Annotated in this window: 30 protein-coding genes and 4 tRNA genes; 15 read left to right on the top strand and 19 right to left on the bottom strand. The window is 64.3% G+C overall.

What is annotated here, in order from left to right:
- The first annotated feature begins 143 nt into the window (after positions 1-143).
- From AC27VE_RS01050 to AC27VE_RS01040, 3 genes are all read left to right on the top strand, one after another.
- Positions 144-875 (top strand): AzlC family ABC transporter permease, encoded by a 732-nt coding sequence (locus AC27VE_RS01050; protein ID WP_006227690.1) that lies wholly within the window; start codon positions 144-146, stop codon positions 873-875.
- Positions 872-1,207 (top strand): AzlD domain-containing protein, encoded by a 336-nt coding sequence (locus AC27VE_RS01045; protein ID WP_488702839.1) that lies wholly within the window; start codon positions 872-874, stop codon positions 1,205-1,207. Before AC27VE_RS01050 ends, AC27VE_RS01045 begins: the two co-directional genes overlap by 4 nt.
- Before the next feature lie 322 nt (positions 1,208-1,529).
- Positions 1,530-3,023 (top strand): DEAD/DEAH box helicase, encoded by a 1,494-nt coding sequence (locus tag AC27VE_RS01040; protein ID WP_088587756.1) that lies wholly within the window; start codon positions 1,530-1,532, stop codon positions 3,021-3,023.
- Positions 3,024-3,121: 98 nt separating this feature from the next.
- Here AC27VE_RS01040 and AC27VE_RS01035 read toward each other — a convergent pair whose 3' ends face one another.
- Positions 3,122-3,505 carry a thioredoxin family protein gene (locus AC27VE_RS01035; protein ID WP_006227693.1) on the bottom strand — a complete coding sequence of 128 codons (384 nt, stop codon included), beginning with the start codon at positions 3,503-3,505 and terminating at the stop codon, positions 3,122-3,124.
- A gap of 63 nt (positions 3,506-3,568) precedes the next feature.
- On the opposite strand from AC27VE_RS01035, the gene AC27VE_RS01030 reads away from it, so the two are divergent.
- The 3 genes from AC27VE_RS01030 (at position 3,569) to AC27VE_RS01020 (ending at position 6,250) form a co-directional block, all read left to right on the top strand.
- The gene (locus AC27VE_RS01030) at positions 3,569-4,378 is read left to right on the top strand and encodes an EI24 domain-containing protein (RefSeq protein WP_427957086.1); all 810 of its coding nucleotides are present in this window, start codon (positions 3,569-3,571) and stop codon (positions 4,376-4,378) included.
- Between the two features lie 35 nt (positions 4,379-4,413).
- Positions 4,414-5,229, top strand: coding sequence for a competence/damage-inducible protein A (locus AC27VE_RS01025; protein ID WP_488702838.1), 816 nt, complete (start codon positions 4,414-4,416; stop codon positions 5,227-5,229).
- 157 nt (positions 5,230-5,386) lie between these two features.
- Positions 5,387-6,250, top strand: coding sequence for an IclR family transcriptional regulator (locus AC27VE_RS01020; RefSeq protein ID WP_006227696.1), 864 nt, complete (start codon positions 5,387-5,389; stop codon positions 6,248-6,250).
- Between the two features lie 133 nt (positions 6,251-6,383).
- Here the strand turns inward: AC27VE_RS01020 and AC27VE_RS01015 are convergent, their stop codons facing one another.
- Positions 6,384-7,361 carry a tripartite tricarboxylate transporter substrate binding protein BugD gene (locus tag AC27VE_RS01015; RefSeq protein ID WP_006227697.1) on the bottom strand — a complete coding sequence of 326 codons (978 nt, stop codon included), beginning with the start codon at positions 7,359-7,361 and terminating at the stop codon, positions 6,384-6,386.
- 382 nt (positions 7,362-7,743) lie between these two features.
- Between AC27VE_RS01015 and phaP the strand changes: the two genes are divergently transcribed.
- Positions 7,744-8,322 carry a TIGR01841 family phasin gene (gene phaP, locus AC27VE_RS01010; protein WP_006227698.1) on the top strand — a complete coding sequence of 193 codons (579 nt, stop codon included), beginning with the start codon at positions 7,744-7,746 and terminating at the stop codon, positions 8,320-8,322.
- A gap of 181 nt (positions 8,323-8,503) precedes the next feature.
- Here the strand turns inward: phaP and AC27VE_RS01005 are convergent, their stop codons facing one another.
- The 5 genes from AC27VE_RS01005 to AC27VE_RS00985 form a co-directional block, all read right to left on the bottom strand.
- Positions 8,504-9,547, bottom strand: a complete 1,044-nt coding sequence (locus tag AC27VE_RS01005) for a quinone-dependent dihydroorotate dehydrogenase (protein WP_088587759.1) — start codon at positions 9,545-9,547, stop codon at positions 8,504-8,506.
- Positions 9,548-9,623: 76 nt separating this feature from the next.
- Positions 9,624-10,358 (bottom strand): arginyltransferase, encoded by a 735-nt coding sequence (locus tag AC27VE_RS01000; protein WP_006227701.1) that lies wholly within the window; start codon positions 10,356-10,358, stop codon positions 9,624-9,626.
- 41 nt (positions 10,359-10,399) lie between these two features.
- Positions 10,400-11,173 (bottom strand): leucyl/phenylalanyl-tRNA--protein transferase, encoded by a 774-nt coding sequence (aat, locus tag AC27VE_RS00995; protein WP_006227702.1) that lies wholly within the window; start codon positions 11,171-11,173, stop codon positions 10,400-10,402.
- Positions 11,170-11,751, bottom strand: coding sequence for an NUDIX hydrolase (locus AC27VE_RS00990; protein WP_280025882.1), 582 nt, complete (start codon positions 11,749-11,751; stop codon positions 11,170-11,172). Before AC27VE_RS00990 ends, aat begins: the two co-directional genes overlap by 4 nt.
- A 10-nt stretch (positions 11,752-11,761) precedes the next feature.
- Positions 11,762-12,694 carry a LysR family transcriptional regulator gene (locus AC27VE_RS00985; RefSeq protein ID WP_006227705.1) on the bottom strand — a complete coding sequence of 311 codons (933 nt, stop codon included), beginning with the start codon at positions 12,692-12,694 and terminating at the stop codon, positions 11,762-11,764.
- A gap of 130 nt (positions 12,695-12,824) precedes the next feature.
- Between AC27VE_RS00985 and AC27VE_RS00980 the strand changes: the two genes are divergently transcribed.
- Both AC27VE_RS00980 and AC27VE_RS00975 read left to right on the top strand, forming a co-directional pair.
- The gene (locus tag AC27VE_RS00980; protein WP_006227706.1) at positions 12,825-13,226 is read left to right on the top strand and encodes a DoxX family protein; all 402 of its coding nucleotides are present in this window, start codon (positions 12,825-12,827) and stop codon (positions 13,224-13,226) included.
- Between the two features lie 99 nt (positions 13,227-13,325).
- Complete coding sequence (locus tag AC27VE_RS00975; protein ID WP_280025880.1) at positions 13,326-13,790, top strand: nuclear transport factor 2 family protein; 465 nt, start codon at positions 13,326-13,328, stop codon at positions 13,788-13,790.
- A gap of 28 nt (positions 13,791-13,818) precedes the next feature.
- On the opposite strand, the gene AC27VE_RS00970 is transcribed toward AC27VE_RS00975, so the two are convergent.
- From AC27VE_RS00970 to AC27VE_RS00935, 8 genes are all read right to left on the bottom strand, one after another.
- Complete coding sequence (locus AC27VE_RS00970; protein ID WP_488702837.1) at positions 13,819-14,418, bottom strand: DUF2946 family protein; 600 nt, start codon at positions 14,416-14,418, stop codon at positions 13,819-13,821.
- Positions 14,419-14,420: 2 nt separating this feature from the next.
- On the bottom strand, positions 14,421-14,750 hold the full coding sequence (locus AC27VE_RS00965) for a hypothetical protein (RefSeq protein WP_488702836.1): 330 nt from the start codon (positions 14,748-14,750) through the stop codon (positions 14,421-14,423).
- Between the two features lie 99 nt (positions 14,751-14,849).
- Positions 14,850-14,923 (bottom strand) — tRNA-Cys (locus tag AC27VE_RS00960).
- A 55-nt stretch (positions 14,924-14,978) separates the two neighbouring features.
- Positions 14,979-15,054 (bottom strand) — tRNA-Gly (locus AC27VE_RS00955).
- 149 nt (positions 15,055-15,203) lie between these two features.
- Positions 15,204-15,279: transfer RNA gene (locus tag AC27VE_RS00950), tRNA-Gly, on the bottom strand.
- 140 nt (positions 15,280-15,419) lie between these two features.
- Positions 15,420-16,130, bottom strand: a complete 711-nt coding sequence (locus AC27VE_RS00945; RefSeq protein WP_488702835.1) for a hypothetical protein — start codon at positions 16,128-16,130, stop codon at positions 15,420-15,422.
- Between the two features lie 131 nt (positions 16,131-16,261).
- Positions 16,262-17,443, bottom strand: coding sequence for an ankyrin repeat domain-containing protein (locus tag AC27VE_RS00940; RefSeq protein WP_488702834.1), 1,182 nt, complete (start codon positions 17,441-17,443; stop codon positions 16,262-16,264).
- Positions 17,444-17,575: 132 nt separating this feature from the next.
- Positions 17,576-17,651, bottom strand: a tRNA-Gly gene (locus AC27VE_RS00935).
- A gap of 193 nt (positions 17,652-17,844) precedes the next feature.
- On the opposite strand from AC27VE_RS00935, the gene murB reads away from it, so the two are divergent.
- Positions 17,845-18,891 carry a UDP-N-acetylmuramate dehydrogenase gene (murB, locus tag AC27VE_RS00930; protein WP_488702833.1) on the top strand — a complete coding sequence of 349 codons (1,047 nt, stop codon included), beginning with the start codon at positions 17,845-17,847 and terminating at the stop codon, positions 18,889-18,891.
- Positions 18,892-18,973: 82 nt separating this feature from the next.
- On the opposite strand, the gene dapB is transcribed toward murB, so the two are convergent.
- Positions 18,974-19,765, bottom strand: coding sequence for a 4-hydroxy-tetrahydrodipicolinate reductase (gene dapB / locus AC27VE_RS00925; protein WP_315138808.1), 792 nt, complete (start codon positions 19,763-19,765; stop codon positions 18,974-18,976).
- Between the two features lie 19 nt (positions 19,766-19,784).
- Positions 19,785-20,321 carry an outer membrane protein assembly factor BamE gene (locus AC27VE_RS00920; RefSeq protein WP_035212739.1) on the bottom strand — a complete coding sequence of 179 codons (537 nt, stop codon included), beginning with the start codon at positions 20,319-20,321 and terminating at the stop codon, positions 19,785-19,787.
- Positions 20,322-20,478: 157 nt separating this feature from the next.
- Here AC27VE_RS00920 and fur point away from each other — a divergent pair, with 157 nt between their 5' ends.
- Entirely contained in the window at positions 20,479-20,898 is a 420-nt protein-coding gene (fur, locus tag AC27VE_RS00915) for a ferric iron uptake transcriptional regulator (protein ID WP_006223539.1), read from the top strand.
- Between the two features lie 148 nt (positions 20,899-21,046).
- Here fur and recN read toward each other — a convergent pair whose 3' ends face one another.
- Both recN and AC27VE_RS00905 read right to left on the bottom strand, forming a co-directional pair.
- Positions 21,047-22,708 carry a DNA repair protein RecN gene (recN, locus tag AC27VE_RS00910; RefSeq protein ID WP_280025870.1) on the bottom strand — a complete coding sequence of 554 codons (1,662 nt, stop codon included), beginning with the start codon at positions 22,706-22,708 and terminating at the stop codon, positions 21,047-21,049.
- Positions 22,709-22,721: 13 nt separating this feature from the next.
- Complete coding sequence (locus AC27VE_RS00905) at positions 22,722-23,621, bottom strand: NAD kinase (protein WP_006223541.1); 900 nt, start codon at positions 23,619-23,621, stop codon at positions 22,722-22,724.
- A 142-nt stretch (positions 23,622-23,763) separates the two neighbouring features.
- Here AC27VE_RS00905 and hrcA point away from each other — a divergent pair, with 142 nt between their 5' ends.
- From hrcA to grpE, 4 genes are all read left to right on the top strand, one after another.
- Positions 23,764-24,768: a heat-inducible transcriptional repressor HrcA gene (gene hrcA / locus AC27VE_RS00900; RefSeq protein WP_006223542.1), complete on the top strand. Its 1,005-nt coding sequence runs from the start codon at positions 23,764-23,766 to the stop codon at positions 24,766-24,768.
- A 45-nt stretch (positions 24,769-24,813) separates the two neighbouring features.
- Entirely contained in the window at positions 24,814-25,938 is a 1,125-nt protein-coding gene (gene hemH / locus AC27VE_RS00895; RefSeq protein ID WP_488702832.1) for a ferrochelatase, read from the top strand.
- Entirely contained in the window at positions 25,928-26,164 is a 237-nt protein-coding gene (locus AC27VE_RS00890; RefSeq protein WP_427957068.1) for a hypothetical protein, read from the top strand. Before hemH ends, AC27VE_RS00890 begins: the two co-directional genes overlap by 11 nt.
- Before the next feature lie 123 nt (positions 26,165-26,287).
- Positions 26,288-26,845, top strand: a complete 558-nt coding sequence (grpE, locus tag AC27VE_RS00885) for a nucleotide exchange factor GrpE (RefSeq protein ID WP_006223545.1) — start codon at positions 26,288-26,290, stop codon at positions 26,843-26,845.
- Positions 26,846-26,857 lie beyond the last annotated feature (12 nt).

Raw genomic sequence — 26,857 nt, 5'->3', positions numbered from 1 at the left:
GGGTCAAGAATCTTGAGGCGCCTATTGTATCAAGCGGCGAGGTTACAATACCGGCCTGTCCGCGCACCGGCGTGGTGCCATTCGGCCCGCGCAACCCGTTAGAGTTCCCATGTCGTCCTGTCCGAATCGCCAGGGGTCAGCCGTTGTCCTCTGAATCCGCGCTTCCCGAAATCCGCCAGGAACGCCTGGCCGCATTCCGCGCCGGTATCCATGCCATCGTGCCGGCCCTGATCGCCACGGCGACCTGGGGCCTGGTGACCGGGGTGGCCATGGTCAAGTCCGGTTTGACCGAGACCATGGCGCTGGCCATGACCCTGCTGCTCTACGCGGGGTCCGCCCAACTGACGTCGTTGCCGCTGATCGCCACGGGCGCGCCGCTGTGGCTGATTTTCGCCGCCGGCTGCGTCGTGAACCTGCGCTTCATCATCTTCGGCGCGGCGCTCCATCCCTATTTCCGCCACATGTCCTGGCCCAAGCGGCTGGGACTGGGCTACTTCACGACCGACATGGGTTTCGTGCTGTTCATGCCGCGCTACGGCGATTCGGCCGAACGGGGCACCCGCGAGCAACTGTGGTTCTTCCTGGGCACGATCGTGCCCGGCTGGCTGGTCTGGCAGTCGTCCTCGATCGTGGGCATCTACCTGGGCGCGATGGTGCCCACGAACTGGTCGCTGGACTTCGCCGCGGTGCTGGCGCTGCTGGCGATCACCGTGCCGCTGGCCAGTTCCAAGCCGATGCTGGTGTCCATGCTGGCGGCGGGCGTCGTCGCCTGGGTAGGGCAGGTGCTGCCGCTGCGCCTGGGGCTGGCGGCGGCCGTCATCGCCGGCGTTGCCGCCGGCATGTGGGCTGAACGTTTCTTCAAGGCGCGTCCATGACCCTCTGGCCCTCCGAGCTCTATGTCTATTCCGCCATCCTGCTGCTGGCCTTGTGCAGCGTGCTGACGCGCGCCGGCTTCATGCTGTTCGGCGACTACATTCCCCTGCCGGACGGCGTGCGCCGCGCCTTGCGCTACGCCCCCGCCGCCGCGCTGACTGCCATCGTCGTCCCGGATCTGCTACCCTGGAAGGCAGGCCTGGGGCCGGTCTTCGACTACAAATTGGTGGCCGGCGTCGTCGCCATCCTGGTGTTCCTGCGCACCCGCAGCGCGGTCCTGGTGATTGTCGTAGGCATGGCGGTGTTGTGGGGCCTGCGCTGGTTGGCAGGTTGAAGTCCGCAATTCGGCCATAAATAGTCCACCAGGTGGACATACACGCAGTTTGAGCGTGTGGTAAGGCGCCTGCGCTAAAATTAAGTTATCCACAGCAATCCGGGCCTGGTACTGCCCTCATAAGTATCGAATCCAGAATGCGCCTACTGGCCTGCAAGGCAGGGTGCCGATTGTCCGCGAAGCCGAAAGCGCTTTGCGGCGATTTGCGTGCCGTCGCGTTGCGGCCACACGTATTCGGATTGCCCCGATGCATATGTAGTGCAGTGCATGTAGCACTCTCGTTTTGTTCTTTTTCACTGGTCCCGGTATCTGCCAAACCCTGATGACTGAATCCACTCAATCCGTAGCACCCACCGCTGACGCGCCCGCGCCGACGTTCGCCGATTTCGGGCTGCACCCCCTGTTGCTGCAGTCCATCGCCGAAACCGGCTACACGATCCCCACGCCCATCCAGGCCCAAGCCATCCCCGTCGTGGTGGAAGGGCGCGATGTCATGGGCGCCGCGCAAACCGGCACCGGCAAGACGGCCGCGTTCACGCTGCCCATCCTGCACCGGCTGATGCCCCTGGCCAACGCCAGCGCGTCGCCCGCGCGGCATCCGGTGCGTGCGCTGATCCTCACGCCCACGCGTGAACTGGCCGACCAGGTGTACGAAAGCGTCAAGCGCTACAGCAAGCAGACGCCGCTGCGTTCGGCCGTGGTGTTCGGCGGCGTGGATATCGGTCCGCAAAAGGAAGCGCTGCGCCGCGGTTGCGAAGTGCTGGTGGCCACGCCCGGCCGCTTGCTGGACCACGTCGAACAAAAGAACGTGAACCTGAGCCAGGTCGGCATCCTGGTGCTGGACGAAGCGGACCGCATGCTGGACATGGGCTTCCTGCCCGACCTGGAACGCATCATCCGCCTGCTGCCCACGCAGCGCCAAGGCCTGCTGTTCTCGGCCACGTTCAGCAACGAAATCCGCAAGCTCGGCCGTTCGTACCTGAACCACCCGGTTGAAATCGAAGTCGCGGCGCGCAACGCCACCGCTACGACGATCACGCAGATCGCCTACAAGATGTCCGGCGACGCCAAGCGCGCCGCCGTCGTGCATCTGGTGAAGTCGCGCGGCCTGAAGCAGGTCATCGTGTTCTCGAACACCAAGATTGGCACGGCGCGCCTGGCGCGCGAACTGGAACGCGACGGCGTCAAGGCCGAATCGATCCACGGCGACAAGACGCAGGCCGACCGCATGAAGGCGCTGGAAGCCTTCAAGGCCGGTGAACTGGAAGTGCTGGTGGCCACCGATGTGGCCGCCCGCGGCCTGGACGTGGCCGGCGTGCCTTGCGTCATCAATTACGACCTGCCCTACAACGCCGAAGACTATGTGCACCGCATTGGCCGTACCGGCCGCGCGGGCGCATCGGGCGAAGCCATCGCCCTGTTCACGCCGGACGAAGAGCGCTTCCTGCTCGACATCGAAAAGCTGATCAAGCGCGAAGTGCCGCGCGGCACCCTCGACCTGCCGGCCGACGCCGTGGCGCGCAGCCACCGCCGCAGCGACGAGCGTAGCGGTTCGTCCTCGCGCGAAGGCCGCGAATCCAGCCGCGACAGCCGTGGCGACCGGGGTGACCGTGGCCGTTCGTCGGATCGCCGCTCGGGCTATACGTCCGGCGGTTCGCGCCAGCCGGTCGACGATTTCTTCCTGAAGCCCTACGAGCCGTCGGCGTCTTCCTCGACGGCCGAAGAGCCGGCGCCCAGCAATAACACCAATGGCAACTCGTCCTCGGCGCCCAAGCGCCAGGTAGCGGTGCTGCTGGGCGGCTCGCGCAAGAACTGATTGCCTTCGGGCATGAAAATGCTCGACGATAAAAAAACCCGCAACGCCGGAAGGCTTGCGGGTTTTTTATCGCGGGATTTTTCTTGCTGGCTGCGGGTTCAGGCCGCCAGCAACTTCGGCAGATCCGGCAGTTCCGTGGCAACAGCCGGGCTATTCGCATCCACGCTTTCCAGCAGCCGCTCCAGGTGCCCGATATGCGGCAGCATGGGGCCGTAGAACACGACGCGGTTGCCGATCTGCACCAAGAGGGTGGGGAAGTTCTCGACGTCTTCGTCGCCCAGCAGTTCCGCATGGTCTTCGATGTCGATCCAGGCGAAGACGTGCTGCGGCAGCGTGGCGGCCAGCGCCTGCAGCTTGGGCTTGTATTGCTCGCAGGTGTCGCACCAGGCCGCGCAGAAACAGGCCACCAGCCAGGTGTCGGGGGTTGCGCCAAGCCGCGCGCGCAGGGCGGCAAGGTCAGTGCCGGGTACGAGTAGAGACATGTGAGCAGATGAAGGCGTGTTTGACTATCATACCTGGGATGTCCACCCCCTTTTTCCGCTCCCATGACCGCTTTGCGCACTGATTCCCCCCGCCCCGGCAACGGCCGCTTGTCCGCCGCAGGGGCCGGCGCCGTCAGCGTGGGGCAGGCGTTCAAGCGCGCGCTCGTCTCCCAGTGCCACCCGAGCATGCTGTTCGCGGTGCTGCTGCCGTTCCTGATTGCACTCATCGGCGCCTTCTTGCTGCTGTATCTGTTCTGGACGCCGCTGAACGAATGGCTGGCCGCCGAGGCTGCGCGCTGGGACTTCGTGAACCGCGCCGAGGACTGGATGCTTGCGATGGGGCTGTTCTCGCTCAAGATCTATCTGGTCCCGATCATCGCGGTGGCCATCCTGCTGCCCGTGTCGGGCATCCTGGGCCTGGCGATTGCGGCAGTCTTCGTCATGCCGCTGGTGCTGCGCCACGTGGGGCAGCGCGAGTACGCCGGCGTGGCGCGGCAAGGCAAGAACGCCACCGCGGTCAGCGTGTGGAATGCGGTCTGGGTGTCCGCGGCGTTTGCCGCCGGCTGGCTGCTGACACTGCCGCTGTGGCTGGTGCCGCCCATGGCCATCGTGCTGTCGATCTTCTGGTGGGCGTTCGCGTTCTCGCGCATGATGCGCGTGGACGCCATCGTCGAACACGCCAGCCCTGAGGAACGCAAGCTGATCCTGGAACGCAATAACGGCGGCTTCTGGACCATCGGCCTGATCTGTTCGCTCTTGAATTTGTTGCCGCCCGCGTGGATTATCCTGCCGGTGTTCTCGGCGCTGGTCTATGCGCATTACGGACTGGACGCGTTGAAGCGCTTGCGCGAGGACCGCGTCATCGACGCCTGACCGGCGTCTTCCCCTCTTACCCTTTGGAATCGGACATGGCCGCAGAATCCGCCGCCCGCCGCATTGGCCTCATCATCGTCGGGGATGAAATCCTCTCGGGCCGCCGTCAAGACAAGCATTTCTCGAAAGTCGTCGAGCTCCTGAGCGCGCGCGGCATGCAACTGGGCTGGGCCGAAGTGTTGCCCGACGACCGCGATACGCTGGTGGCGGCCTATCGGCGCAGCTTCGCCAGCGGCGACGTGGTGCTGTCCTGCGGCGGCATCGGCGGGACACCGGACGACCACACCCGCCAAGCTGCCGCCGCGGCGCTGGGCCTGCCGCTCGCCTTGCACCCCGAAGCCGAAGCGGCGATCTCGCTGCGTACCGCCGAAATGGCAGCCAAAGGGCAGGGCACCGCCGACATGAGCGCGCCCGAAAACCAGCAGCGCCTGCAGATGGGCATGTTCCCCGAAGGCTGCGAGATCGTTCCGAATCCGTACAACCGCATTCCGGGCTTCTTCATCCAGGACCACACGTTCGTGCCGGGCTTCCCGGTCATGGCGTGGCCGATGCTGGAATGGACGCTGGACAGCCGTTATCGTGCACTGCAGCATGTACGCGCCCACGTCGAGCATTCCTTCCTGGTATTCAGCATGCCCGAGTCGCGCATCACGCCGGCCATGATCAGCGTGGAAACCCGGTGGCCCGACGTACGCGCGTTCAGCCTGCCCAGTGTTGGTGAAGCCGGTGGCACCCCGCATATCGAGCTGGGCGTCAAGGGCGAACCCGCCGCCGCCGCAGAGGCGCTGGAGTTCTTGCGGGCCGAAGTGTTGCGCCTGGGCGGAAAGCTGGCGCCACCGGCCGCCCACTGACGCCGATCGGCAATAAACGGGTGCGGACCCCGTTTATTGCTGAAAAACCCATTGCCAAATGGCGCGGTAAATTTCACAATACGGGAAAGAACTGTTTGCTGCGTTGCCGCAAGGCCGGTTTTTTTCGGCGGCGCGGCGCGAGCCCCAACCTTCCCCTATGCCCCGTCTTTCGCCCCCCCGCAATCCCCTGGACGCCGAAACCGAAGGCGCTCCCGCCCATCCCATCGCGATCCAGGTGATCGAGCGCGCCATGCGCCTCCTGGATGCCCTGGCCGCCCAGCAGGACCCGGTCACGCTCAAAGAACTGTCGGCGACCACCGGCCTGCATGCTTCCACGGCGCACCGCATCCTGAACGACCTGGTCGTGGGTCGCTATGTCGAACGCGTCGATAACGGCCTGTACCAGCTGGGCATGCGTCTGCTGGAACTGGGTTCGCTGGTGAAAGGGCGCCTGAACGTGCGTGAAGCGGCGATTTCGGCCATGCGCTCGCTGCATAAGCTGACGGGGCAGACCATCAACCTGTCGGTCCAGCAGGGCGACGAGATCGTCTACATCGACCGCGCCTGGAGCGAACGCTCGGGCATGCAGGTGGTGCGCGCCATCGGCGGCCGCGCGCCCTTGCACCTGACCTCTACCGGCAAGCTGTTCCTGTCCACCGGCGATACGCGCCAGGTACGCGCCTATGCGCTGCGCACCGGTCTGGCCGGCCACACGCGCAACAGCCTGACCGACCTGGACCGCCTGGAGCGCGAGCTGGCCCTGGTGCGCCGCCATGGCTATGCGCGCGATAACGAAGAGCTGGAGCTTGGCGTGCGGTGCATTGCCGCCGGCATTTTCGACGACACCGGCAAGCTGGTGGCGGGCCTGTCGATTTCGGCGCCGGCCGAACGCCTGCAGGACGACTGGATCAAGGCCTTGGTTGACACCGCGGCCAGCATTTCCGAAGCCTTGGGTTACGAACCGTCCGTGTCCACCGGTTTCAACGGCTTGGGGATGGCGGCGGAAGCACTGCGCCCGTAGGATGGGTGAAGCGCGAGAGGCCAGTTCCATGGAAATTGGGCCTGGAGCGCGCGCAACCCATCAAGCAGCGCCCGCGCCATTCCGAAAAAAAGCCCCTTGAATACTCAAGGGGCTTTTTCTTATGCCAGCGGCGTTATTGCTGTTCGACGCCAGCCTTCTTGAACAGCTCGGCCCACTGGGGCACTTGCTGCTTGACTTTGGCGTCCAGCGCTTGCGGGTTCGCCTCGGTAGTCAGCACGGTGGCGCCCAGTTGCTTCATGCGGTCCTGGAACTTGGGGTCGGCCAGACCCGTTTGCAGGCTCTTGATCAGCTTGTCCACGACGGGCTTGGGCGTGCCCTTCGGCACCCACATTCCGTGCCAGATGCCCACGTCAAAGCCCTTGTAGCCGGACTCGTCCATGGTGGGCAGATTGGGCAGCGTGGGGACGCGCTTCAGGCTGGTCACGGCGTAGGCCTTGACCTTGCCGCTTTCGATCTGCTGCGTGGTGTTGGTGGTCTGGTCGCATAGCAGGTCAACCTGCTTGCCCAGCAGGTCGTTCATGGCAGGCGCAGTGCCCTTGTAGGGGATCGTCAGCAGTTGCACGCCCAGCGCTTCGACCAGCATGGTGCCGCACAGATGGCTGGCGGCGCCGATGCCGGCGTTGGCCAGCGAGACCTTGTCCTTGTTCTGTTTGACGTACTCGGCCAGTTCCTTGATGTTGTTGGGCGGGAAGTCCGAGCGCGCGATGATGGTCATGGGCACGTCAACGACCAGGCCGATGGGCTCAAAGCTCTTGTACGGGTCGTAGCCGGGGTTCTTGTACAGCGACGGCGCGGTGGAGAAGCCGGCGTGCATCAGCAGGATGGAATAGCCGTCCGGCTGGGCGCGGGCGACTTGCGTCGTGCCGATGGTGCCGCCGGCACCCCCCTTGTTTTCGACCACAACTGTCTGGCCCAGACTCGGCCGCATGGCTTCCGCCAGCGAGCGGGCGACGTTGTCGGTCGGGCCGCCTGCAGCGAATGGCACCACCATATTGATGGGGCGCTCCGGATATTCCGCGTGGGCGGCGCCGGCCGCGAGCATGGCGCTGGCCGCGAGCAGGGCCGAAAGCGTGCGGGGAATTAGGGTCATGAAGTCTCCAATTGCAGGGTTTTGCTTGCTGCGATTTAGTTTTGACCGCTGACTTTTGATTTGTATTTGTCTGTCATCAGCGTGAAAGCAGTTTAGAAAAGAATTGATACGCCGTCATGTCCGGTATTTCCCGAATCATGGGAAATTCTTGAGCAAGATCAAAGTCGTGCAGGGGCGTGCACCGTTAAAGTGCAAATACTTGTTGCGTTGCACAAAAACTGCTTGACAAGAAATCCTGCCAGTCTAGAATGTGAATTGTGCAGTGCATCAAACGGGCCGGCGGTAGCTTGTAGTACCAGTTTCCGCGCACGTTTTTATTTTTCGTCGCAGACAACCATCCTGACTTGCCGGAAGCTTCCGGCTACCCACAAAGGAGCATCCTATGAGCGCAATTCCGCAACAAGTTCTGGACCGTCAAAAGGCCAGCATCAATACTTTCGTGGCCGCCCAGTCCGCCGTTTTCGCTGGCTTTGAAAAGCTGGTCGAGCTGAACCTGAAGGTCGTTCGCGCCACCCTGGACGAAGTCGCCCAGCGTTCGCAACAAGCCGCCGAAGTGAAGGACCCGCAAGAAGCCGCGGCGTTCGCCTCCGGTCTGCTGCAGCCGGGCGCCGAAAAGGCCATGGCTTACACCAAGCACGTGTATGACATCGTTGCCGGCGTCCAAGGCAGCCTGGTCAAGCTGACCGAAGAACAGATCGCCGAAGGCCAGCAACAGCTGAGCGAAGCCGTCGACCAGTTCTCGAAGAACGCCCCGGCTGGCTCGGAAAGCGCCGTTGCCCTGTTCAAGTCCTCGCTGGCCACCGCGACCAGCGCCTACGATTCCGTCACCAAGGCCGCCAAGCAGGCTGCTGAAGTCGCCGAATCGAACCTGAATGCCGCCGCCAACGCGACCTTCAAGGCTGCAACGGATGCCGCCGATGCCGCCACCAAGGTTGCCAACCGCAGCCGTCGCAGCGCCTAAGTCTCTGACGCGCGATGCTGCGTAAATCGCAGTAATGTAGTACTGTTGAGTGACAGAGCAGAGCTGGAATTAGGGCCACCCACCGGGTGGCCCCTTTTTTTTGTGTGGCCGCTTTGACGAAAAAGCGCCCGGTAGGAGGCTCTTAGGGGCCCTTAGGGGGTTTTTAGGGGGCGGCCAAGCTTTATTTTTTGGCCACCGCGCGCACGCATTCCGCCACCAGCGCGGGGCCCCGATAGATCAGGCCGGTGTACAGCTGCACGGCATCGGCGCCGGCGGCCATTTTTTCGCGGGCCTGCTGGCCCGACAGCACGCCGCCCACGCCGATGATGGCCAGGCTGTTGCCCAACTGTTCCTTCAGGCGGCGGATCACCTTCAATGACAGTTCATGCACCGGCGCGCCCGACAGGCCGCCGGCTTCGTCCGCGTGCGCCTGGCCCGCGACCGAATCGCGCGACAGGGTGGTGTTGGTGGCGATGACGCCGTCGATGCCATGGCGCGGCAGCGTGTCGGCGATCGCGTCGATCTGCTCCTGCGTCAGGTCGGGGGCGATCTTCACCGCCATCGGCACGCGGCGCTGGTGCTGGTCTTCCAGCGCCCGGCGCTTGTCCGCCAATTGCGCCAGCAGCGCCGACAGTTCGTCGCCGCTTTGCAGCGCGCGCAGGTTCTTGGTGTTGGGCGACGAGATATTCACCGTCACGTAGTCGGCATGGGGGTACACGCCTTCCAGGCCGATCAGATAGTCGTCGGCCGCGCGCTCGATGGGCGTATCGGCGTTCTTGCCGATATTCAGGCCCAGGATGCCGCCTTGCTTGCGCCACTGGCTGCGCTGCACATTGGCCAGGAACGCGTCCAGGCCCTGGTTGTTGAAGCCCAGCCGGTTGATGAGCGCGTTGGCGCGCGGCAGGCGGAACATGCGCGGCTTCGGGTTGCCGGGTTGCGCGCGCGGGGTGACCGTGCCGACCTCGATGAAGCCAAACCCCAGATTGCCCAGCGCGTCGATATAGGCGCCGTTCTTGTCCAGGCCTGCCGCCAGCCCGATCGGGTTGGCCAGCTGCATGCCCATCAGCGTGCTGGGCGCCTTGGGCTGCGCGTGCATCAGCTTGCGCGTGGCGCCGCACTCATAGGCGCGTTGCAGCCCCGACAGCGTGACTTCGTGGGCGGTTTCCGCGTCCATGGCGAACAGCGCCGGGCGGGCCAGGGGATAGGCGTGGAAGAGGATAGACATGGGGCGGAATTGTAGAGCGAATTTCGCCAGCCTTGCGGCCAGGGCCGCGGGCTTGCAGGCACGCGGGAGGAAGAAATCAGGGGGACGGAACGACCCGGTCGCGCCATTCGCCGTCGGACAGGAATTGCGCGGGGTGGAAACTGGATTTATAGGACATCTTGCGACTGTCCTCGATCCAATAGCCCAGGTACAGCCAGGGCAGGTTCAGGTTGCGGCACTGCTCGATCTGCCACAGGATGCTGTAGGTGCCCAGGCTGCCTTCGATATCGGGATCGTAGAAGGTATAGACCGACGACAAGCCATCATCCAGCACGTCGATGATGGACACCATCATCAGCACCCCGTCGGGGTCGCGGAATTCCACCAGGCGCGTGTTCACGCGGCTGGTGAGCAGGAACTGCGCATATTGGGTGCGGCTATCTTCGTCCATGCCGCCGCCCGGGTGCCGGCCCTGTTGATAACGCGTATACAGACGGTAATGTTCGGGCGACCACGCCAGTTCGGCCACGAAGGACTGCAGGTTCTGGTGGTCGCGCCAGGCGCGGCGCTGGCTGCGGTTGGGCGCAAACCCGGCGGTATCCACGCGCACGGGCACACAGGCCTGGCAGTTGTCGCAATGGGGGCGGTAGGTGAACAGCCCGCTACGGCGAAAGCCTTGCTCGACCAGCTGCGAGTACGTGCCCGCGTTGATCAGATGGCCGGGCGCGGCGACCTGCGACCGAGCCTGTCGACCCGGCAGGTAGCTGCAAGGGTAGGGAGCGGTTGCGTAGAACTGCAGCGTGGAGAAGGGAAGTTCTTTGAGCTGGCTCATGGGGAATTACGCATCGCGACGGCAAGTCCGCGACGGGATGGCTACATATTAACGCCTAAGTTGGCGTCGGATGCGGCATCGGGCAACAGGCGTCCACCGCTGTCCAGGATGCCCCGCGTCCACGGGATGGGCGCGTCTGCCGTCGCCTGGCGCACGTGCTGCAGAAAGCGGGTCCGTGCGATGGGCCGGGCGCCCAGGCTGGCCAGATGCCGCGTCTGCTGCTGGCAATCGATGCATTGCACGCCGTGGCTGCTCAGGTAGCGCACCAGGTAGGCCAGCGCGATCTTCGACGCGTTGGGCACGCGGGTGAACATGGATTCACCGAAGAACATGCGCCCCAGGCTGATGCCGTACAGGCCGCCGGCAAGCTCGCCATCGATCCAGGTTTCGATGCTGTGCACGTACCCGGCCTGGTGCCAGCCCGCGTAGGCCTGCTGCATGGCGCTGGTGATCCAGGTGCCGGGCTGGCCATCGCGCGGGGCGGCGCAGTGCGCCATCACCTGCGGGAAGACGGTGTCCACGCGCACCTGCACCCGGGGCGATGCGTCATGTTCCTGGCTGGCGATCTGGCGCAGCAGCTTGCGCAGTGAATGCGAAGGGGAAAAATCCTTCACTGCCAGTACCATGCGGGGATCGGGACTCCACCACAGCACGGGCTCGCCTTCCGAATACCAGGGGAAGATGCCGTTGGAGTAGGCCTGGATCAGGCGCTCCTGGGACAAGTCCGCCCCTGCCGCCAGCAGGCCATCAGGATCCGTCAGCGCGAATTCGGCTGGTGGAAACGGGGTGTCGGCGGCAAGCCAGGGCAGCTTCAACGGTGCGATTCGAGGGTGTAGTGGTGGGGGACGAAGACGCCTTGCTTGCGGTCTTCAAAGTAGTGCCGCAGCGTCGTGGCGACCGTACGGAACGCCAGATCGTCCCAGGGGATCTCGGCTTCGTCGTACCAGCGGGCTTCCAGGCTTTCGGGGCCGGGATCCAGTTCAGGGCCCAACGCCTGGGCCAGGTAGAACACGTGCACCTGGTCGATTTGGGGCAGGTCGATCAAGGTGTAGAGCTCGCCCAGCTGGATGCGCGCGCCGGATTCCTCCAGCGTTTCGCGGGCCGCGCCCTGCGCGGTGCTCTCGCCCAGCTCCATGAAGCCGGCGGGCAGCGTCCAGGTGTTGTAGCGCGGCTCGATCGCGCGCCGGCAAAGCAGGATGCGGTTTTCCCAGACCGGGACCGTGCCGACCACCAGGCGCGGATTCTGGTAGTGGATCGCGCCGCAGTGATCGCAGATGTCGCGTTCACGGTTGTCGCCTTCCGGCACCCGGCGATTGACGGGCGTGCCGCACTGGCTGCAAAAAAGCGAACGGCGGGGGGCGGGGAAGTATTCGATGGACGGTTTCGCGGTCATGGGTAGGATTCTAACGGCTGCGGCGGGCAGTGGCGCGCCGCCCCGGGGCGGCAGGGGCCGGGACGCCGAAGCGCGCTTCCAGGTGTTCGACGAAAGACCGCACCTTGGGCGACAGGAAGCGCCGGTGGGGATAAATGGCGTACATGGAGATCGGGGTGTGTGCGTAGTCGGCCAGCAGCGTCACGAGCCGCCCGGCACGGATATCGTCGCCCACCAGGAATTCAGGCTGCAGGATGACCCCGTGCCCCGCCAGCGAGGCGGTGCGCAGCACGTCGCCGTTATTGGCGCGCAGCGCTGCATTCACGCGGACCAGATGTGTCACCCCATCTTTCTCGAAATGCCATTCATTGCCGGTGCTGGCGTAGGCGTAGTGCAGGCAGCGGTGCTGCTTCAGGTCTTCGGGCGTCTTGGGCGTGCCGTGGCGCTTCAGGTAGGCGGGCGCGGCGCAGACCCGCAATTGCTGCGGCGCCAGGGGGCGGGCCACCAGCGAAGAATCCAATAGCGGGCCGATGCGCACCGCCACGTCATAGCCGTCCTCGACCAGGTCGACCACCCGGTCGTTGAGGTCCAGGTCGATGACGACGTCGGGATAGCGCTGCAGATATTCGGCAATGGCGGGGCCCAGGTGCAGGATGCCGAACGACACCGGTGCACTGACCCGCAGGCGGCCGCTGGGGCGTTGCCCTTCGGCCTGCAGCGACAGCTCCAGGTCGGCCACTTCGGCCAGGATGGGGCGCACGCGGTCATAGAAGGCGCGCCCGGCGTCGGTCATGCTGAGCTTGCGCGTGGTGCGGTTCAAGAGGCGCACGCCGTACTTCTGCTCCAGATAGGCGATCTGCCGGGTCACGACGGACCGGGCTTGGCCCATCTTGTCGGCGGCAGCCGCGAATGAGCCCAGTTCCACGACCTTGGCGAAGGTCTGCATGGCGGTATGGGTGTCCAAGATTGTTTCCTAACGGGGAACAATAATTTGCAATTCTGCATGTTTATCTTTGTTTTTGGAATCGCAAGAATAGCGCCCAAGATGAATCTTCCCGTATCGGGCGATTCCTGAACCGCTCAAGGAGAGCCCAATGATTGATACCCGTACCGCGCCCTACGCCGCGCTGTTGCTGCGTGTCGCCCTCGGCGTCATGTTCCTGGCCCACGGCCTGACCAAGTTGCTGGTGTTCACGCTGCCTGGCACCGCGCAGTTCTTTGCCAAGATCGGCTTTGCCGGTTGGCTGGCCTACCCGGTCACGTTCTTCGAAGTTGCTGCGGGCGCGCTGCTGATCCTGGGCATCGTGCCGCGCTGGGTGGCTGCCATTGCCGTGGTGCAGTTGTTCGTGGCGTCTACCGTCCACTTCGGCAATGGCTGGGGCTTCAGCAATGCGGGCGGCGGCTGGGAATATCCGATCTTCCTGACCGTGGGCGCCGCCGTGCTGGCGTTGCTGGGCGACGGCAAATTTGCGCTGGTCAAAAGCGGCCGCGGCTGATCGCTGCGCGCACCAGACTGTCTACCGAGGCGGTCATGGTTGATGGGGCGGCCGGCTCATAGAATGAGCCGGCCGCCTTTTTTCCCTTCAGGAGTCTTGATGATTGTTTCGATGCGATTGATCCGACGCGCCGCGGGCGCCTTGCTCCTGGCCGCCGTCTTATCGCCCGTCGCCCAGGCAAGTCCCGAGCAAGAAGCCGCCAACAAGGCCGCGGTGCTGGCCTTCTACGAAAAGGGGCTGAACCAGAAGGATGCGGACGCGGCGCTGAAGTATGTGGGCGACCGCTACGTGCAGCACAACCCGAACGCGGCCGACGGCCCCGAAGGCTTCCGCAAGTTCGTCGCCTTCCTGCGCGACAAATTCCCCAAATCACATAGCGAGATCAAGCGTGTCTTCACGGATGGCGATTACGTGATCCTGCATGTGCACGCGGTGCGCGAGCCGGGCACGCGCGGCAATGCCATCATCGATATCTTCCGGCTTGAGCAAGGCAAGATCGTCGAGCATTGGGATGCGGTGCAGCCCATCCCGGAGCAGTCCGCCAACACCAACGGCATGTTCTGATCTTGGGTGTCGATCCGGCTTGGCCGGATCAGTCTTGCGTCGCGCGGGGATTGGGATCGAATCCCAGTGCCTGCGCAACGGCATTCCGGGCTATCGCTTGCAGCGGCGCGGCCGGGTAGACGTCGGGCCATGACGCCTGAATCACGTGGCCCGTGGGCAGGTCGGCCAGCGCGTCAAGCAAGGGCGCGCCAGTATCCGACACCAGCTTTTCCAGCAGCGCGGGCAGGTCTCGGTCCAGCACGATCGCGCCGCCTGCCGGCGTCATCGCATACAGTTGGCCAGCATCATCCAGCCACCATCCGCTGATGGATTCGACCGGCACGTTTGTGTGGGTGAGCAGGCGGCGGCTGTCGTCGCTCAGGCGCAAGACGAACGGGGCGGCGTCCAGGCGCAGGAAGACGCGCTGCGGCCCGTTCTGGAAGAACCAGCGGCCCGCGTCGTCGTGTTCATAGTTGCGGCTGATGAAATCCAGGATCTGACTGTTGGTGATGGATTCGCCCTCGCCGCCTTGTGCAGCCTGGCCTTGCGGGTGCAGGCGCCAGCGGCCGCGGCCGTCCAGCGACAGCCATCCGAATACCGCTGGCACATCGGGCCAGCGGGCGATTGCGTCCTTCACCGATTGATCCATGTTCAGGGCCGGATGATGATGGGGGGCGGGTTGATGATGATGGCCGGCGCCGCCATGGGCATGACGACTTGTGGCGGCGCCATGTAGCCCTGACGGTAGTCGTCACGGCATTTGCGCTTTTCCTGGTATTCGCCGTTGCGCTTCCATTTGCGCTCGACCCTGCAGTTGCCTTCCCAGTACTTCTCTTTGTACTCGCGACCGTGGCGATGGTGGTGGCGATCGGAATCGGCTTCGGCCGCCAACGGCGCAAGCGACAGCACGGCGGCGGCCGACAAGGCCAGCAATGGGGAACAAGCGCGGGAACAGGCGCGGGAATTCAGAATGCGGTGCATGGGTTCGACGTCAGATGAAAACGGCGTCACCATAGCAATCATTCGATTGACAGCGCGTAGGGATGCGTAACGAGATGCTGGGGGAGGGGGGAAAGATGCTGGAGGCGCAAGCCGGAATCGAACCGACGTACACGGATTTGCAATCCGCTGCATAACCACTCTGCCATTGCGCCAGCACTTGCAAGAAAAAAGGAAGCGCGGTGTTGGCCGTTGCTTCCTTTTTGTATTTGGAGCGGGAGACGAGTCTCGAACTCGCGACCTCAACCTTGGCAAGGTTGCGCTCTACCAACTGAGCTACTCCCGCTTGGGTACTGCTTTGTACTGCTTTGTAGTACTTGCTGCGTGCATTGCTGCATGCAGTGGTGAAATTCGCGATGACTTCTCGCTTGGCCGTTTCCACCAAAGACAGCGATTATACACAGAATTTTCAAAGAAACGCTGCGAATCGAAATCTGGAGCGGGAGACGAGTCTCGAACTCGCGACCTCAACCTTGGCAAGGTTGCGCTCTACCAACTGAGCTACTCCCGCATTTCCCTGCGCTGAAAAACAGGTGGATTGATGCAATCCAAAAGTTGTTCTTTGCAAGAGAGGCGGAAGTATACAGAAATTTAAAAAGTTTGCACGCGGCGAGGGTAATAAGGTCGAATTTCGTGGCTGGGCCGGTCGGCTCAATCGCTTATTTCGCATATGACGCGGTGCGTGCGCAGTTGCTGTTGCGCATCCAGATAGCACAGCATCACGCTGTTCTCCAGGCATGCGATCGTGGCCGCGCTGGCCAGTTCGGGCGGCAGGCTGCCAAGGTCGAATGCGATGCTCGCTGCGGGGTCCGCCTTGCGGCGTATCTGCGCGAGGATGCGGTCAAGCCGCAGGGTCAGCTGGCGGATGTCGCGGGTATCGGGCAAGGCGTGGGCGTGCAACGCGATGTCCGCGGCGGCGCAAACGGCTTCCAGTGGCACCAGTTCGCTGGTTTGCCGGTACAGTGCATGCAGCGTGGGGTGCCGGGCGGTGCGGGGGAGGCCGCGTAGCGCCGGGTCGCCGGTCGCAAGCGTGATCAGGTGGTCCGGTTTCGGAGATGCGATCGGAGGGCTCATCCGGTACAGGATGCGCCGTTTGAAGTGATGTACCGTCATCATCGAAGAGGCGAACATCAGCAGCAGCGCCAACAGCAAGGGCATCAGCCAGATCATCAGGCTGGGGCGGTCTGTGAACGGGTGCAAATAGTTTTCGACCGCGGCTGGGTAGAAGTAGCGCAGCAGCGGCTTGAACATGAGCCCTTCGTTCAGCGCATCAGTGACCCAGCTGATCAGTACGACGGAACCGATCGCGTAGCTGGCGGTTTTCAAGCGGTGCAGCAACACCGCGCGGCTAGTTGCCTTCATGGCGCAGGCCTCCTGGAGATTGGCCGAGGGTGCGTCACGCGCGGCCGGGAAGACTATCGATTATGCCCAGCGGGGCGAAGGTTGTGCTCCCGCCTGCACCCGGCTCTGCCGAAGGTTTGATATCCGGCCACTCAGGGAGGAACGCAATCGGTCCGGCGCTTGGGAAATGCAGGCTCGTCCGGGCCGACCAGCAACTCGGCCAGGCGCGTTCGCGACGCAGCCGGCAAGAGGGCTGGGTTCGCGCCCGCATCGATCAGTTGGGTCGCGACCGGTTTTCTGCCTATGCGCACGGCCTCCTCAAGCGCGGAGGTGCCGTTGCGAGGCCGGGCGTCTAGATCCGCGCCATGCGCGCGCAGCAGGCGCAGGAACTCGACTGCGCGCGGCGATTGCGTATCGCGCATGAAATCGGACAAGGCGGTGATGGGCGCGGTGCCAGGATAGGGGTCTGGGCCATGGATGATGGCGTCTACCTGCAAGCCCTGGGTGTCGATGAGCCATCTGCCGACTGTCGTCGCGGCGCCGCCTGCGGCCGCCACGAGCAGGGTGTCGTTCTGGTCCAGGGTCTTGCCGCGCAAGGTCAGCGGCACGCCATTGGCGGCGAGCATCTTCACGGTGTCCAGGCGATCGAGTGTCGCCGCTGTCCACATTGCCTCGCGCCGCGCCGACATGTCGCTTGCGGGCAGCAGCAAGGCCACGAGCGCGTCGTCGCGCTTGGCGATCGCGACGCTCAAGGCGGAAAGCGCCGGCAGGTACCGGCCTTCGCAGGTGTGCAGGTCCATAGAGGGCGCGGTCAGACTGGCGCTGACCGTCGCGCCTTGTGCGATCAGGTGGCTGGCCACTTGGTGGGCGCGTGCCATTGTCGCGGTCATCAGCAGGCCCTGGTCGGTGATTCCTTCGCGGCATGCCGCGGCGCAGGATTGCTGCGCCAAGGTCAGGGCGGCGACGTCGTCGCTACGCACTGCGTTCCAGATGGCGCTGCGTTGCTGGAGGCTGCGGCGGTCCTGCCAGTTGTCCCAGACGGCTTTGCAGGCGACGGCGGCAAAGGCGATAGTGGGCAGGGCTTGGATGATCAGTACGATCCGCAGCCACCGCAAGCGCGCGCCCAATCGCCAGGCCAGCAGGTTGCATAGGAACGATATGGCGTTTCCCAGGCCCAGCCCCATCAACCCCAGTGCCAAGGCCAGGTTCGCGAACATGCCGCCTGAGGAGTTCGTGGCGAGGCCGGCAATGCCCGCGATCACGCCCGCAACAAGCGACAGGCCGGACAAGATGGCAAGCAAGGGATTGAAGGCGGGGGCAGGGGAGTGCGGCATGCCCGGGAATGTACGTACCGCGGATGTGCGGCCATGCTTGCTGCACGCATATCGAGCGGGCATGAAAAAAGGGCCCGTAGGCCCTTTTTAATGATCCGCAGAATTTTCTGAAAAATGCTGCAAATCTGAATTTGGAGCGGGAGACGAGTCTCGAACTCGCGACCTCAACCTTGGCAAGGTTGCGCTCTACCAACTGAGCTACTCCCGCGTGGATTCTGAAAAAACGATCCAGAACCTTTTTCTTATGCACTCTGATCAACTTGGTTATCGATCAGAAGGCGCGCATCTTACATGATTTTTTTGAGTTTGTCATGAGCATGATGTTGCTTGAACATCAGGCCCAAACACTCAATCAAGTAATATGAGCGAAGACAGAAACTATAGCATAGCCAGTAGCACCCATGTCAAATCCTGCCCCCTCCAGCGCCGCCCCTGTTGCGTTAATCCCCACTGCCCAAGACCTGACCCGTCTGAATACGCTGGGATTGGCGTCCCGTGCGGAGGCGTTCGTCACCTTGGACGACCCTGCGCAATTGCCCGCCTTGTCGGAGCTGGCGCGGCAAGCCGACTCCCTCCTGGTGCTAGGCGGCGGCAGCAATGTGGTACTGCCCCAGCGGGTGCCGGGCCTGGTTGCGCAGGTGGCTTTCAGGGGCGTGCGCTTGCTGGAGGCGCGGTCTGACGCGTGGTTGGTCGAGGCCGCGGGCGGCGAGAACTGGCACCGCTTCGTGGAAACCTGCGTACACAACGGCTGGGACGGCTTGGAGAACCTGGCGTTGATCCCGGGGATGGTGGGGGCCGCGCCGGTGCAGAATATCGGCGCCTATGGCGTGGAATTCGAAGAGCGCTTCCATAGCCTGACTGCGTGGGATGTGCCGGCGGGGCGGTTGGTTGAAATGCGCGCGGCCGATTGCCGCTTTGCCTACCGCGATAGCGCGTTCAAGCACGACACACCGGGCCGCTGGGTCATCGTCAGCGTGCGTTTCGCGTTGCCCCGGCCCTGGCGGCCGGTGCTGGGCTATCCCGACCTGCAGCGCCATGCGCGGCTGGCGCAAGGCACGCCCACGGCGCGCGACATTTTCGATGCGGTGTGCGAAATCCGCCGCGCCAAGCTGCCCGACCCCGCCGTCACCGGCAATGCGGGCAGCTTCTTCAAGAATCCCATCGTGGCGGCCAGCGTGCGCGACAGCCTGGTGACGCAATTTCCAGGGCTCGTGTCCTATGCCCAGCCGGACGGTCGCTACAAGCTGGCCGCAGGCTGGCTGATCGATCAATGCGGCTGGAAGGGGCGGGCGTTGGGCGCGGCTGGCGTGCACGATCGGCAGGCGCTGGTGCTGGTGAACCGCGGCGGGGCGAATGCCGCGGACATCATGGGCTTGGCGCACGCGATCCAGCAGGCTGTCGCCGAACGCTATGGCGTCACGCTGGAGCCGGAGCCCGTGGTGGTCTGAACGGCCAACGCTTCTTCTCCGACCGCCTCTCGCGGGCGAAAAAAAAAGGATCCCGAGGGATCCTTTTTGTATTTGCGGGACCTTAAAGGCCCAGCACCGATTGCATGTCATACAAGCCGTTGTGCTTGTCTTCCAGGAAGCGCGCAGCGCGCAGCGCGCCTTCCGCGTAGGTGGCGCGGCTGGCCGAGCGGTGCGTGATTTCGATGCGCTCGCCGATGCCGCAGAACGACACGGTGTGATCGCCCACGATATCGCCGCCGCGCAGGACCGAGAAGCCGATGGTGCCGGGCTTGCGTACGCCGGTGTCGCCGTGGCGGCTCCAGGTGGCCACGTCCGGCAGGGCAACGTCCCAGGCCGACGCGATGGTCTCGCCCATCTTCAAGGCGGTGCCCGAGGGGGCGTCGACCTTGTTGCGGTGGTGCGCTTCGAACACTTCGACGTCGTAGCCGGAATTCAGGATGCGCGCCGCCATGTCCAGCAGCTTGAGCGTGGCGTTGACGCCGACGCTCATGTTGGGCGCGAACACGATGGCGATCTTTTGCGCGGCCACGTCGATCGCGGCGCGGCCGTTGTCGTCGAAACCGGTGGTGCCGATCACGGCGCGCGTGCCGTGCTTCACGCAGGCCTGCAAGTGCTCGAGCGTGCCTTCGGGGCGGGTGAAGTCGATCAGGCAGTCGGCCTTGGCCAGCGCGTCGAGGTCGTCGGTGATGAGCACGCCCGTCTGTTGGCCGAGCGGTGCGCCGGCATCCTGGCCCAAGGCGGTGGAGCCCTTGCGGTCCAGCGCAACCGTCAGTTGCAGGCCGGTGGACTTGAGGACGGCATCGATCAGCATCTGGCCCATACGGCCGCTGGCGCCGGCAATTGCAATACGCATGTAAAAGAATCCTAGGGGGTTAGCGGAGCGGCTCGGGCGAGTTGCCGGGCTGGCCGGGGTACTGGTTCAGCGGGCTGACCGGGGCGGCCGAGTCGCGCTTCTTCTGTTCCGCTTCTTCCTTCAGCCGGGCTTCGTCCTGGTCCAGGCGCTTGTCGGCCTTTTCGTCGGCCGTGGAGCTGGGCGTGTTCAGCTGGTAGGGTTGCAGGTCAGGCTGCTTGTCGCCTTCCCAGCGGGTCAGCCGGTCGTTTTCGAACCAGACGGTGAACTTGCGTTCGCGGGCTTCGCCGTAGCCGGGCTTGTAGTAGTAGGGGTAGTCCCAGCGATTGGCGTGCAGCACGCTGGTCAGCGTGGGGCTGCCCAGCGCGAAGCGCACTTGTTCGCGCGTCATGCCGGGTTGCAGCAGGGCGACCTGTTCCTGGGTGATCCAGTTACCTTGCTGGACGCCAGCCTTGTAGGGGAAGCCCCACTTGTCTCCCGTGCAACCGGCAAGGGCGACGGCCAGGGCGGCAACGGCCAATCCGGTCTTCAGCGAGCGGGAGGGAATTCGTGCAATCATGGACACTACGCGCCCCTATTATTTGGAAGCAGACAAAACCGTTATCATAAAGGTTTCATAAGGATAGTTCCGCGGGGCGGCATGAATTCAGGGGAGCCGGCTCGCGGCGCGCCCCACATCCTTGCCCATGCCAACGCGGACGGAGAGCGATTACACCATGAGCGACCAAAGCGAACTGAAGAACATGGGTTTGAAGGCGACTTTTCCCCGCCTGAAAATTCTTGATATTTTCCGTAAATCCGACCAGCGGCACCTCAGCGCCGAAGACGTCTACCGCGCCTTGATCGGCGAAAACGTCGAAATCGGCCTGGCGACCGTCTACCGCGTGCTGACCCAGTTCGAACAGGCCGGCATTCTTGCCCGCAGCCAGTTCGACAGCGGCAAGGCCGTGTTCGAGCTCAACGACGGCGATCACCACGATCACCTGATCTGCACGAACTGCGGCAAGGTGGTCGAGTTTTCGGATCCGGACATCGAAAAGCGCCAGCAAAAGATCGCCAAAGACAACGGCTTCGCGTTGGAAAGCCACGCGATGGTGCTGTACGGCATCTGCGGCAGCTGCCTGAAAGGCCGCTAAGCCGCCTGCGTTCGTCCCACGGCCTACGGCCGCGCTCGCCGCGGGTTCGTGAGTCTCAAAGCCCCTTCAATCAGAAGGGGCTTTTTGTTGGACGGCAAATAAAAACCCCCGGGCACGGCCACGGGGGTTATCCGGAGGCGGACAGCGATCAGGCGGCGGGTTGGCCGAAGCCTTCCAGCATTTCCCGGGCGTGTTCGCGCGTCGTGGCGGTGAGCTTGATCCCGCCCAGCATGCGGGCGATCTCTTCGACACGGGCAGGGGCGTCCAGCTCTTCGATGCTGGAGCGCGTAGTGCCGCGCGATTCGGTCTTGCTGACGAGGAACTGGTTGTTGCCGCAGGCGGCGACCTGCGGCAGGTGGGTGACGCACAGCACCTGATGGCGTTCGCCCAGTTCACGCAGCAGTTTGCCGACCGATTCCGCCACCGCGCCGCCGACGCCGCTGTCGACTTCGTCGAAGATCAGCGTGGGCACGCGGGCCGCGCGGCTGGCGATGACGGACAACGCCAGCGAGATGCGCGACAGTTCGCCGCCTGAGGCGACCTTGGCCAGGGGCCGGGGCGTGGTGCCGGCGTGGCCGGCCACCAGGAATTCAACCTGCTCGTTGCCGTGCGCGGACGGTGCGCACGCCGCCAGCGTGGGCTCGAACTTGCCGCCTTGCATGGCCAGCGTCTGCATGGCCTGCGTGACCTGTTTGCCCAGGTCTTTCGCGACTTTGCGGCGGGCAGTGGTGAGTTTGGCGGCCACTGCATCGTATTGCACCTGGGCGGCGGAGAATTGGGCGCGCAGGGCATCGATGTCGCCCGCGGCCTGCAACGCGGCCAGCTCGGCATGCAGCGAGTCGCGCAATTCGCACAGGGCGTCGGGTTCGACGCGGAACTTGCGGGCGGTCTCGAACACGAGGCCCAGGCGCGACTCCACCTCGGCCAGACGCTTGGGGTCCAGGTCGACGCGGCTGACGTAGTTGTTCAGGTCGGATACGGCTTCGCTGATCGCGATGCGGGCGGATTCCAGTTCGTCATGCACGCCTTGCAGGCCGGGGTCGTGCCGCAGCATTTGCTGGATGCGGTGGTTGGCCGCCGTGATGCGGTGATGCGCGGAATCGCCTTCGCCGTCCAGCGCTTCCAGGATCTGCGAGGCGCCGTCCAGGAGGGATTGGGAATGCGACAGCCGGGTGTGCTCGGATTGCAGCGAATCCCATTCGTCCGTGCCCAGCGCCAACTGGTCCAGTTCTTGAACCTGCCATTGGATGCGATCGCGCTCGGTCGCCAGGCTGGCGGCGTCTTTCTCCGCGGCTTCCAGCTGCCGCGCCAGCGCGCGCCATTGCTTCCATGCCTGGCCGACGGCCTGGCGCAGATCGCCATGGCCGCCGTGGGCGTCGAGCAGGTCGCGCTGGGCATCGGGGCGCATCAGGCTTTGATGGGCATGCTGGCCGTGGATGTCGACCAGGCTGTCGCCCAGTTCGCGCAACTGGGCGACGGTGGCGGGCGTGCCGTTGATATAGGCGCGGCTGCGGCCTTGCGCATCGATGACGCGGCGCAGCGACAGTTCGTCGTCGGCGTCGATCTCGCGTTCGGCCAGCCAGGCGTGCAGCGACTTGGGCGTGTCGAAGACGGCGGTGATATCGGCGCGGGGCGCGCCTTCACGCAGCATGCTGGCGTCGCCGCGTTCGCCCAAGGTCAGCGCCAGCGCATCCACCAGGATGGATTTGCCCGCGCCGGTCTCGCCGGAGAAAACGGTGAAGCCGGCGCCGAAATGGATCTCGGTCTGTTCGACGATGACGAAGTCGCGGATATGCAGGGTGCGCAGCATGTCGGGGCGCTAACTACTCTACGTTGTCGGTGGCTTGGGGCATCAGGTTCCAGTGCAGCTTGCGGCGCAGGGTGGAAAAGAAGCTGTAGCCCTCGGGGTGCACGAAGCGGATGGTATAGGGCGCGCGCTGCACGACGATGCGGTCGCCCGGTTGCAGGTCCGACCAGGTCTGCATGTCGAAATGCACGCTGGCGCCCACTTCGACCCGGCCCATGGCGGTAAGGGTCATGTTCAGCACGCCGGTGTCGGGGATGACGATAGGGCGGTTCGACAGCGTTTGCGGCGCGACGGGGACCAGCACCATGGCGTTCATGCCGGGGTGCAGGATGGGGCCGTTGGCCGACAGGGCGTACGCGGTGGAACCCGTGGGCGTGGCGATGATCAGGCCGTCGGCGCGCTGCGTGTACATGAAGGCGCCGTCCAGCTCTACGCGCACTTCGATCATGCCGCCGCGGCCGGCGCGGTTCAGCACGACGTCGTTCAAGGCCGACGCGGAATACATCTTCTGGTCACCGCGCCACACGCTGCCTTCCAGCAGCATGCGTTCTTCGATCTGGAAGCTGCCTTCGAGCACGCGCGCCAGCGCGCCATGCGCGTCTTGCAGCGGAATGTCGGTGATGAAGCCCAGCCGCCCGTGGTTGATGCCGACCAGCGGCACGCCGAAGGGCGCCAGGTGGCGGCCCGCGCCCAACACGGTGCCGTCGCCGCCCATCACGACGGCCAGCGACGCGCGCTGGCCGATTTCCTCGAGGGTGGCAACGGGGTATTCGGTCAGGCCGGTATTGCGCGCGGTATCGGCATCGATGAGCACGTGCCTGCCCGCTTGCGTCAGCGCGTGCGCAAGGGCTCTCAGCGGTGTGTCCAGGCCGGTGTCCTGGTATCTGCCGATCAGGGCGACGGTAGGAAAGTGCATGGATGCGTGCGTATCGAAAAAGGTAAAGCCAGAAAGCCGAAACCCGCCCGTAGGGGGCTGATTAGCCGATTATATGGGGCCGCATATCCGCTTGCGGGACAAAAATCGCCTTAATTGGAAAAGATTCCCTAAAATACCTGTTATGGATGACCGCGCACGCGCACTACTGAAAGCGTTGATAGAACGCTACATCGCCGATGGGCAGCCAGTCGGCTCGCGGACGCTATCGAAAGTCTTCGACTTGTCCCCGGCCACGATCCGCAATGTGATGGCGGACCTGGAAGAGCTGGGGCTGATCCATAGCCCGCATACGTCCGCCGGCCGAGTTCCCACGCCGCGGGGCTATCGCATGTTCGTCGATTCCTTGCTGGCCGTGCAGTCCTATCAGCTGCAACCGCACAACATGGGCGAAATGCTGTCGGCCGCCGAACCCACCCGCGCCGTCAATGCCGCGGCCGCGCTGCTGTCTAACCTGACGCAGTTCGCCGGCGTGGTGCTTACGCCCAAGCGCGCCCAGGTGTTCCGCCAGATCGAATTCATCCGGCTGTCCGACAAGCGGGTGCTGCTGATCATCGTCACGCCCGACGGCGACGTTCAGAACCGCATCCTGTTCGTGCAGCGCGATTACGTCGAAGCCGAATTGCTGGAAGCCGGCAATTTCTTCAACATGCATTTCGCGGGCAAGTCCTTCAATGCGGTGCGCCAGACCTTGTCCACCGAGCTGGCCCAGCTGCGCGAAGACATCTCGCGCCTGATGCAGGCAGCGGTGGAGGCCAGCGCCGAAGCCGCCGAAGACGGCGACGCCATGATCATTTCCGGCGAACGCAAGCTGCTGGACGTGACGGACATCGCGTCCGACATGGACCGGTTGCGCAAGATGTTCTCGCTGTTCGAAAAGAAGACCGACCTGCTGCAGCTGCTGGACGTGTCCAGCCGCGCGCAGGGGGTGCAGATCTACATCGGCGGCGACTCGCAACTGGTGCCGATGGAAGAAGTCTCGGTTATTACCGCGCCCTACGGCGTGGACGGCAAGGTGGTGGGCACGCTGGGCGTGATCGGTCCCACCCGCATGGCGTACGAGCGCGTCATTCCCATCGTGGACATCACGGCGCGTTTGCTGTCCAACGCCCTCAGCCACAACCAGTAGGTCCATTCAAAGCTACATCCTCCTTGCGGAGGAAGGGGAGTTTTTGTGTTTCTTCGCCTGTTCAAGTACCTGTGGCCTGAACGCTATCTGCCGGAAACCGAGCAGGACGACCCCTTCAACGAAGATCCGCCGCCGCGCGGGCCGGGCAAGGTCGGCGTGCTGCTGGTGAACCTGGGCACCCCGGACACGCCGGACAAGGCCGGCATCAAGAAATACCTGGGCGAATTCCTGTCCGACCCCCGTGTGATCGAAATCCCCCGCTACCTGTGGAAGCCCATCCTGCACGGGCTGGTGCTGACCTTGCGCCCCAAGAAGCTGGCGCCGCGCTATGCCGGGGTGTGGCTTAAAGAGGGTTCGCCCCTGATGGTCTACAGCCAGCGCCAGGCCGATGGCGTGCGCGCGGCTTTGCACGCGACGGGCATCGATGCGGTGGTGGAACTGGGCATGCGCTACGGCAACCCGTCGATTCCCGACGCGATCACGCGCCTGCGGGCCGCGGGCTGCGAGCGCATCCTGACCGTGCCGCTGTATCCGCAGTACGCCGCCAGCACCACGGCCACCGTGGTCGACGCGGTGACCCGTCACGCCGCCCGTCTGCGCGACCAGCCCGAACTGCGTTTCACCAAGCGCTTCCATGAAGACCCGGCCTGGCTGGATCCGCTGGCCGCGCGCATCGAAGCCTTTTGGCGCGAACATGGCAAGCCGCAGAAGCTGGTGATGAGCTTTCACGGCCTGCCGCGCTATTCGATCGAGCTGGGCGACCCCTATTACCGCGATTGCATGGAATCGGCGCGCCTGTTGTCGCAGCGGCTGTCCTTGCCCCGCGAACAGATCGAAGTGACGTTCCAGAGCCGTTTCGGCACTGCCCGCTGGCTGGAGCCCTACACCGAACCCACGCTCAAGGCGCTGGCGGCCTCGGGGGTGACGGAGGTGGATGTGGTGTGTCCGGGATTTGTGGCAGACTGTCTGGAAACCCTGGAAGAGATCAGCCTGGAATGCCGCGACGCGTTTGTCGAGGCAGGCGGCACGCAGTTCCGATACATCCCCGCCTTGAACGACGATCCGGCCTGGATCGCCGGCTTGGCCGGCATGGTGGAACGGAACTTGCAGGGCTGGCCGCTGACATCCCGGGCCCCCACGGACTTGAAGGAGAAGGCGCATGCACCATGATCCCAAGAGCGGCAAGGTAGTAAAAAAGGGGACGGTTACCACCCCTGTTGATGAGGATCAGGTCGAGCACGATCTGGACGAAGCCCTGGCCGAAACCTTTCCGGCCAGCGATCCCATCGCGATCCGGTCCGAACCGGATGACGACGACGCGCACGTCGACCGCGCGCTGAAAGAAAGCTTCCCCGCCAGCGACCCCGTCGCGCCGGCGCAGCCCCACAAGAAGTAAGCGGTCGCTCCGCCCGGGACCCGGGCGGGCGCCGTCAGGGAATATTTCGCTTTCCCGGGCTTGAAATAGGGGTATTGGCCCCCATTCATGTCTGCGAAAGCCATTCTTTTTGGAGGATTCCCCATGACGGCACCCCACGAGCCTGTAGATCAGACGCCCGAAGTCGGCCAGAACGCCGACGCGGCCCCCGCCGCCCAGGACGCCGCGCAGGCCGAGCTGAACGAGTTGCGCGCCCAACTGGACGCCGCCCAGGCTACCGTCAATGAGCAGCACGACCAGCTTCTGCGTGTGCAAGCCGAAGCCGAGAACGTGCGCCGCCGCGCTCAGGAAGAAGTATCCAAGGCGCGCAAATTCGGCATCGAGTCGTTCGCCGAAAGCCTGGTTCCGGTCAAGGACAGCCTGGAAGCCGCATTGGCCCAGCCCGACCAGACCGTTGAAACGTTGCGTGAAGGCGTTGAAGTCACCCTGAAGCAATTGGCTGCGGCCTTCGAGCGCAATCTGCTCAAGGAAATCGCGCCGGCCCAGGGCGACAAGTTCGATCCGCACCTGCATCAAGCCATCTCGTCGATTCCCAACGCACAGCCTGCCAACACCGTGTTGCAGCTGCTGCAGAAGGGCTACGCCATCGCCGACCGGACCCTGCGCCCGGCGCTGGTGGTGGTGTCCGCGGGCCAAGGCTGATCGCGGCTCTGC

The sequence above is a fragment of the Achromobacter sp. 18P8.1.1 genome (genome assembly GCF_057799415.1).
Note: the sequence above shows the minus strand (reverse complement) of the source record. Positions and strands in the feature narration are given on the sequence as shown.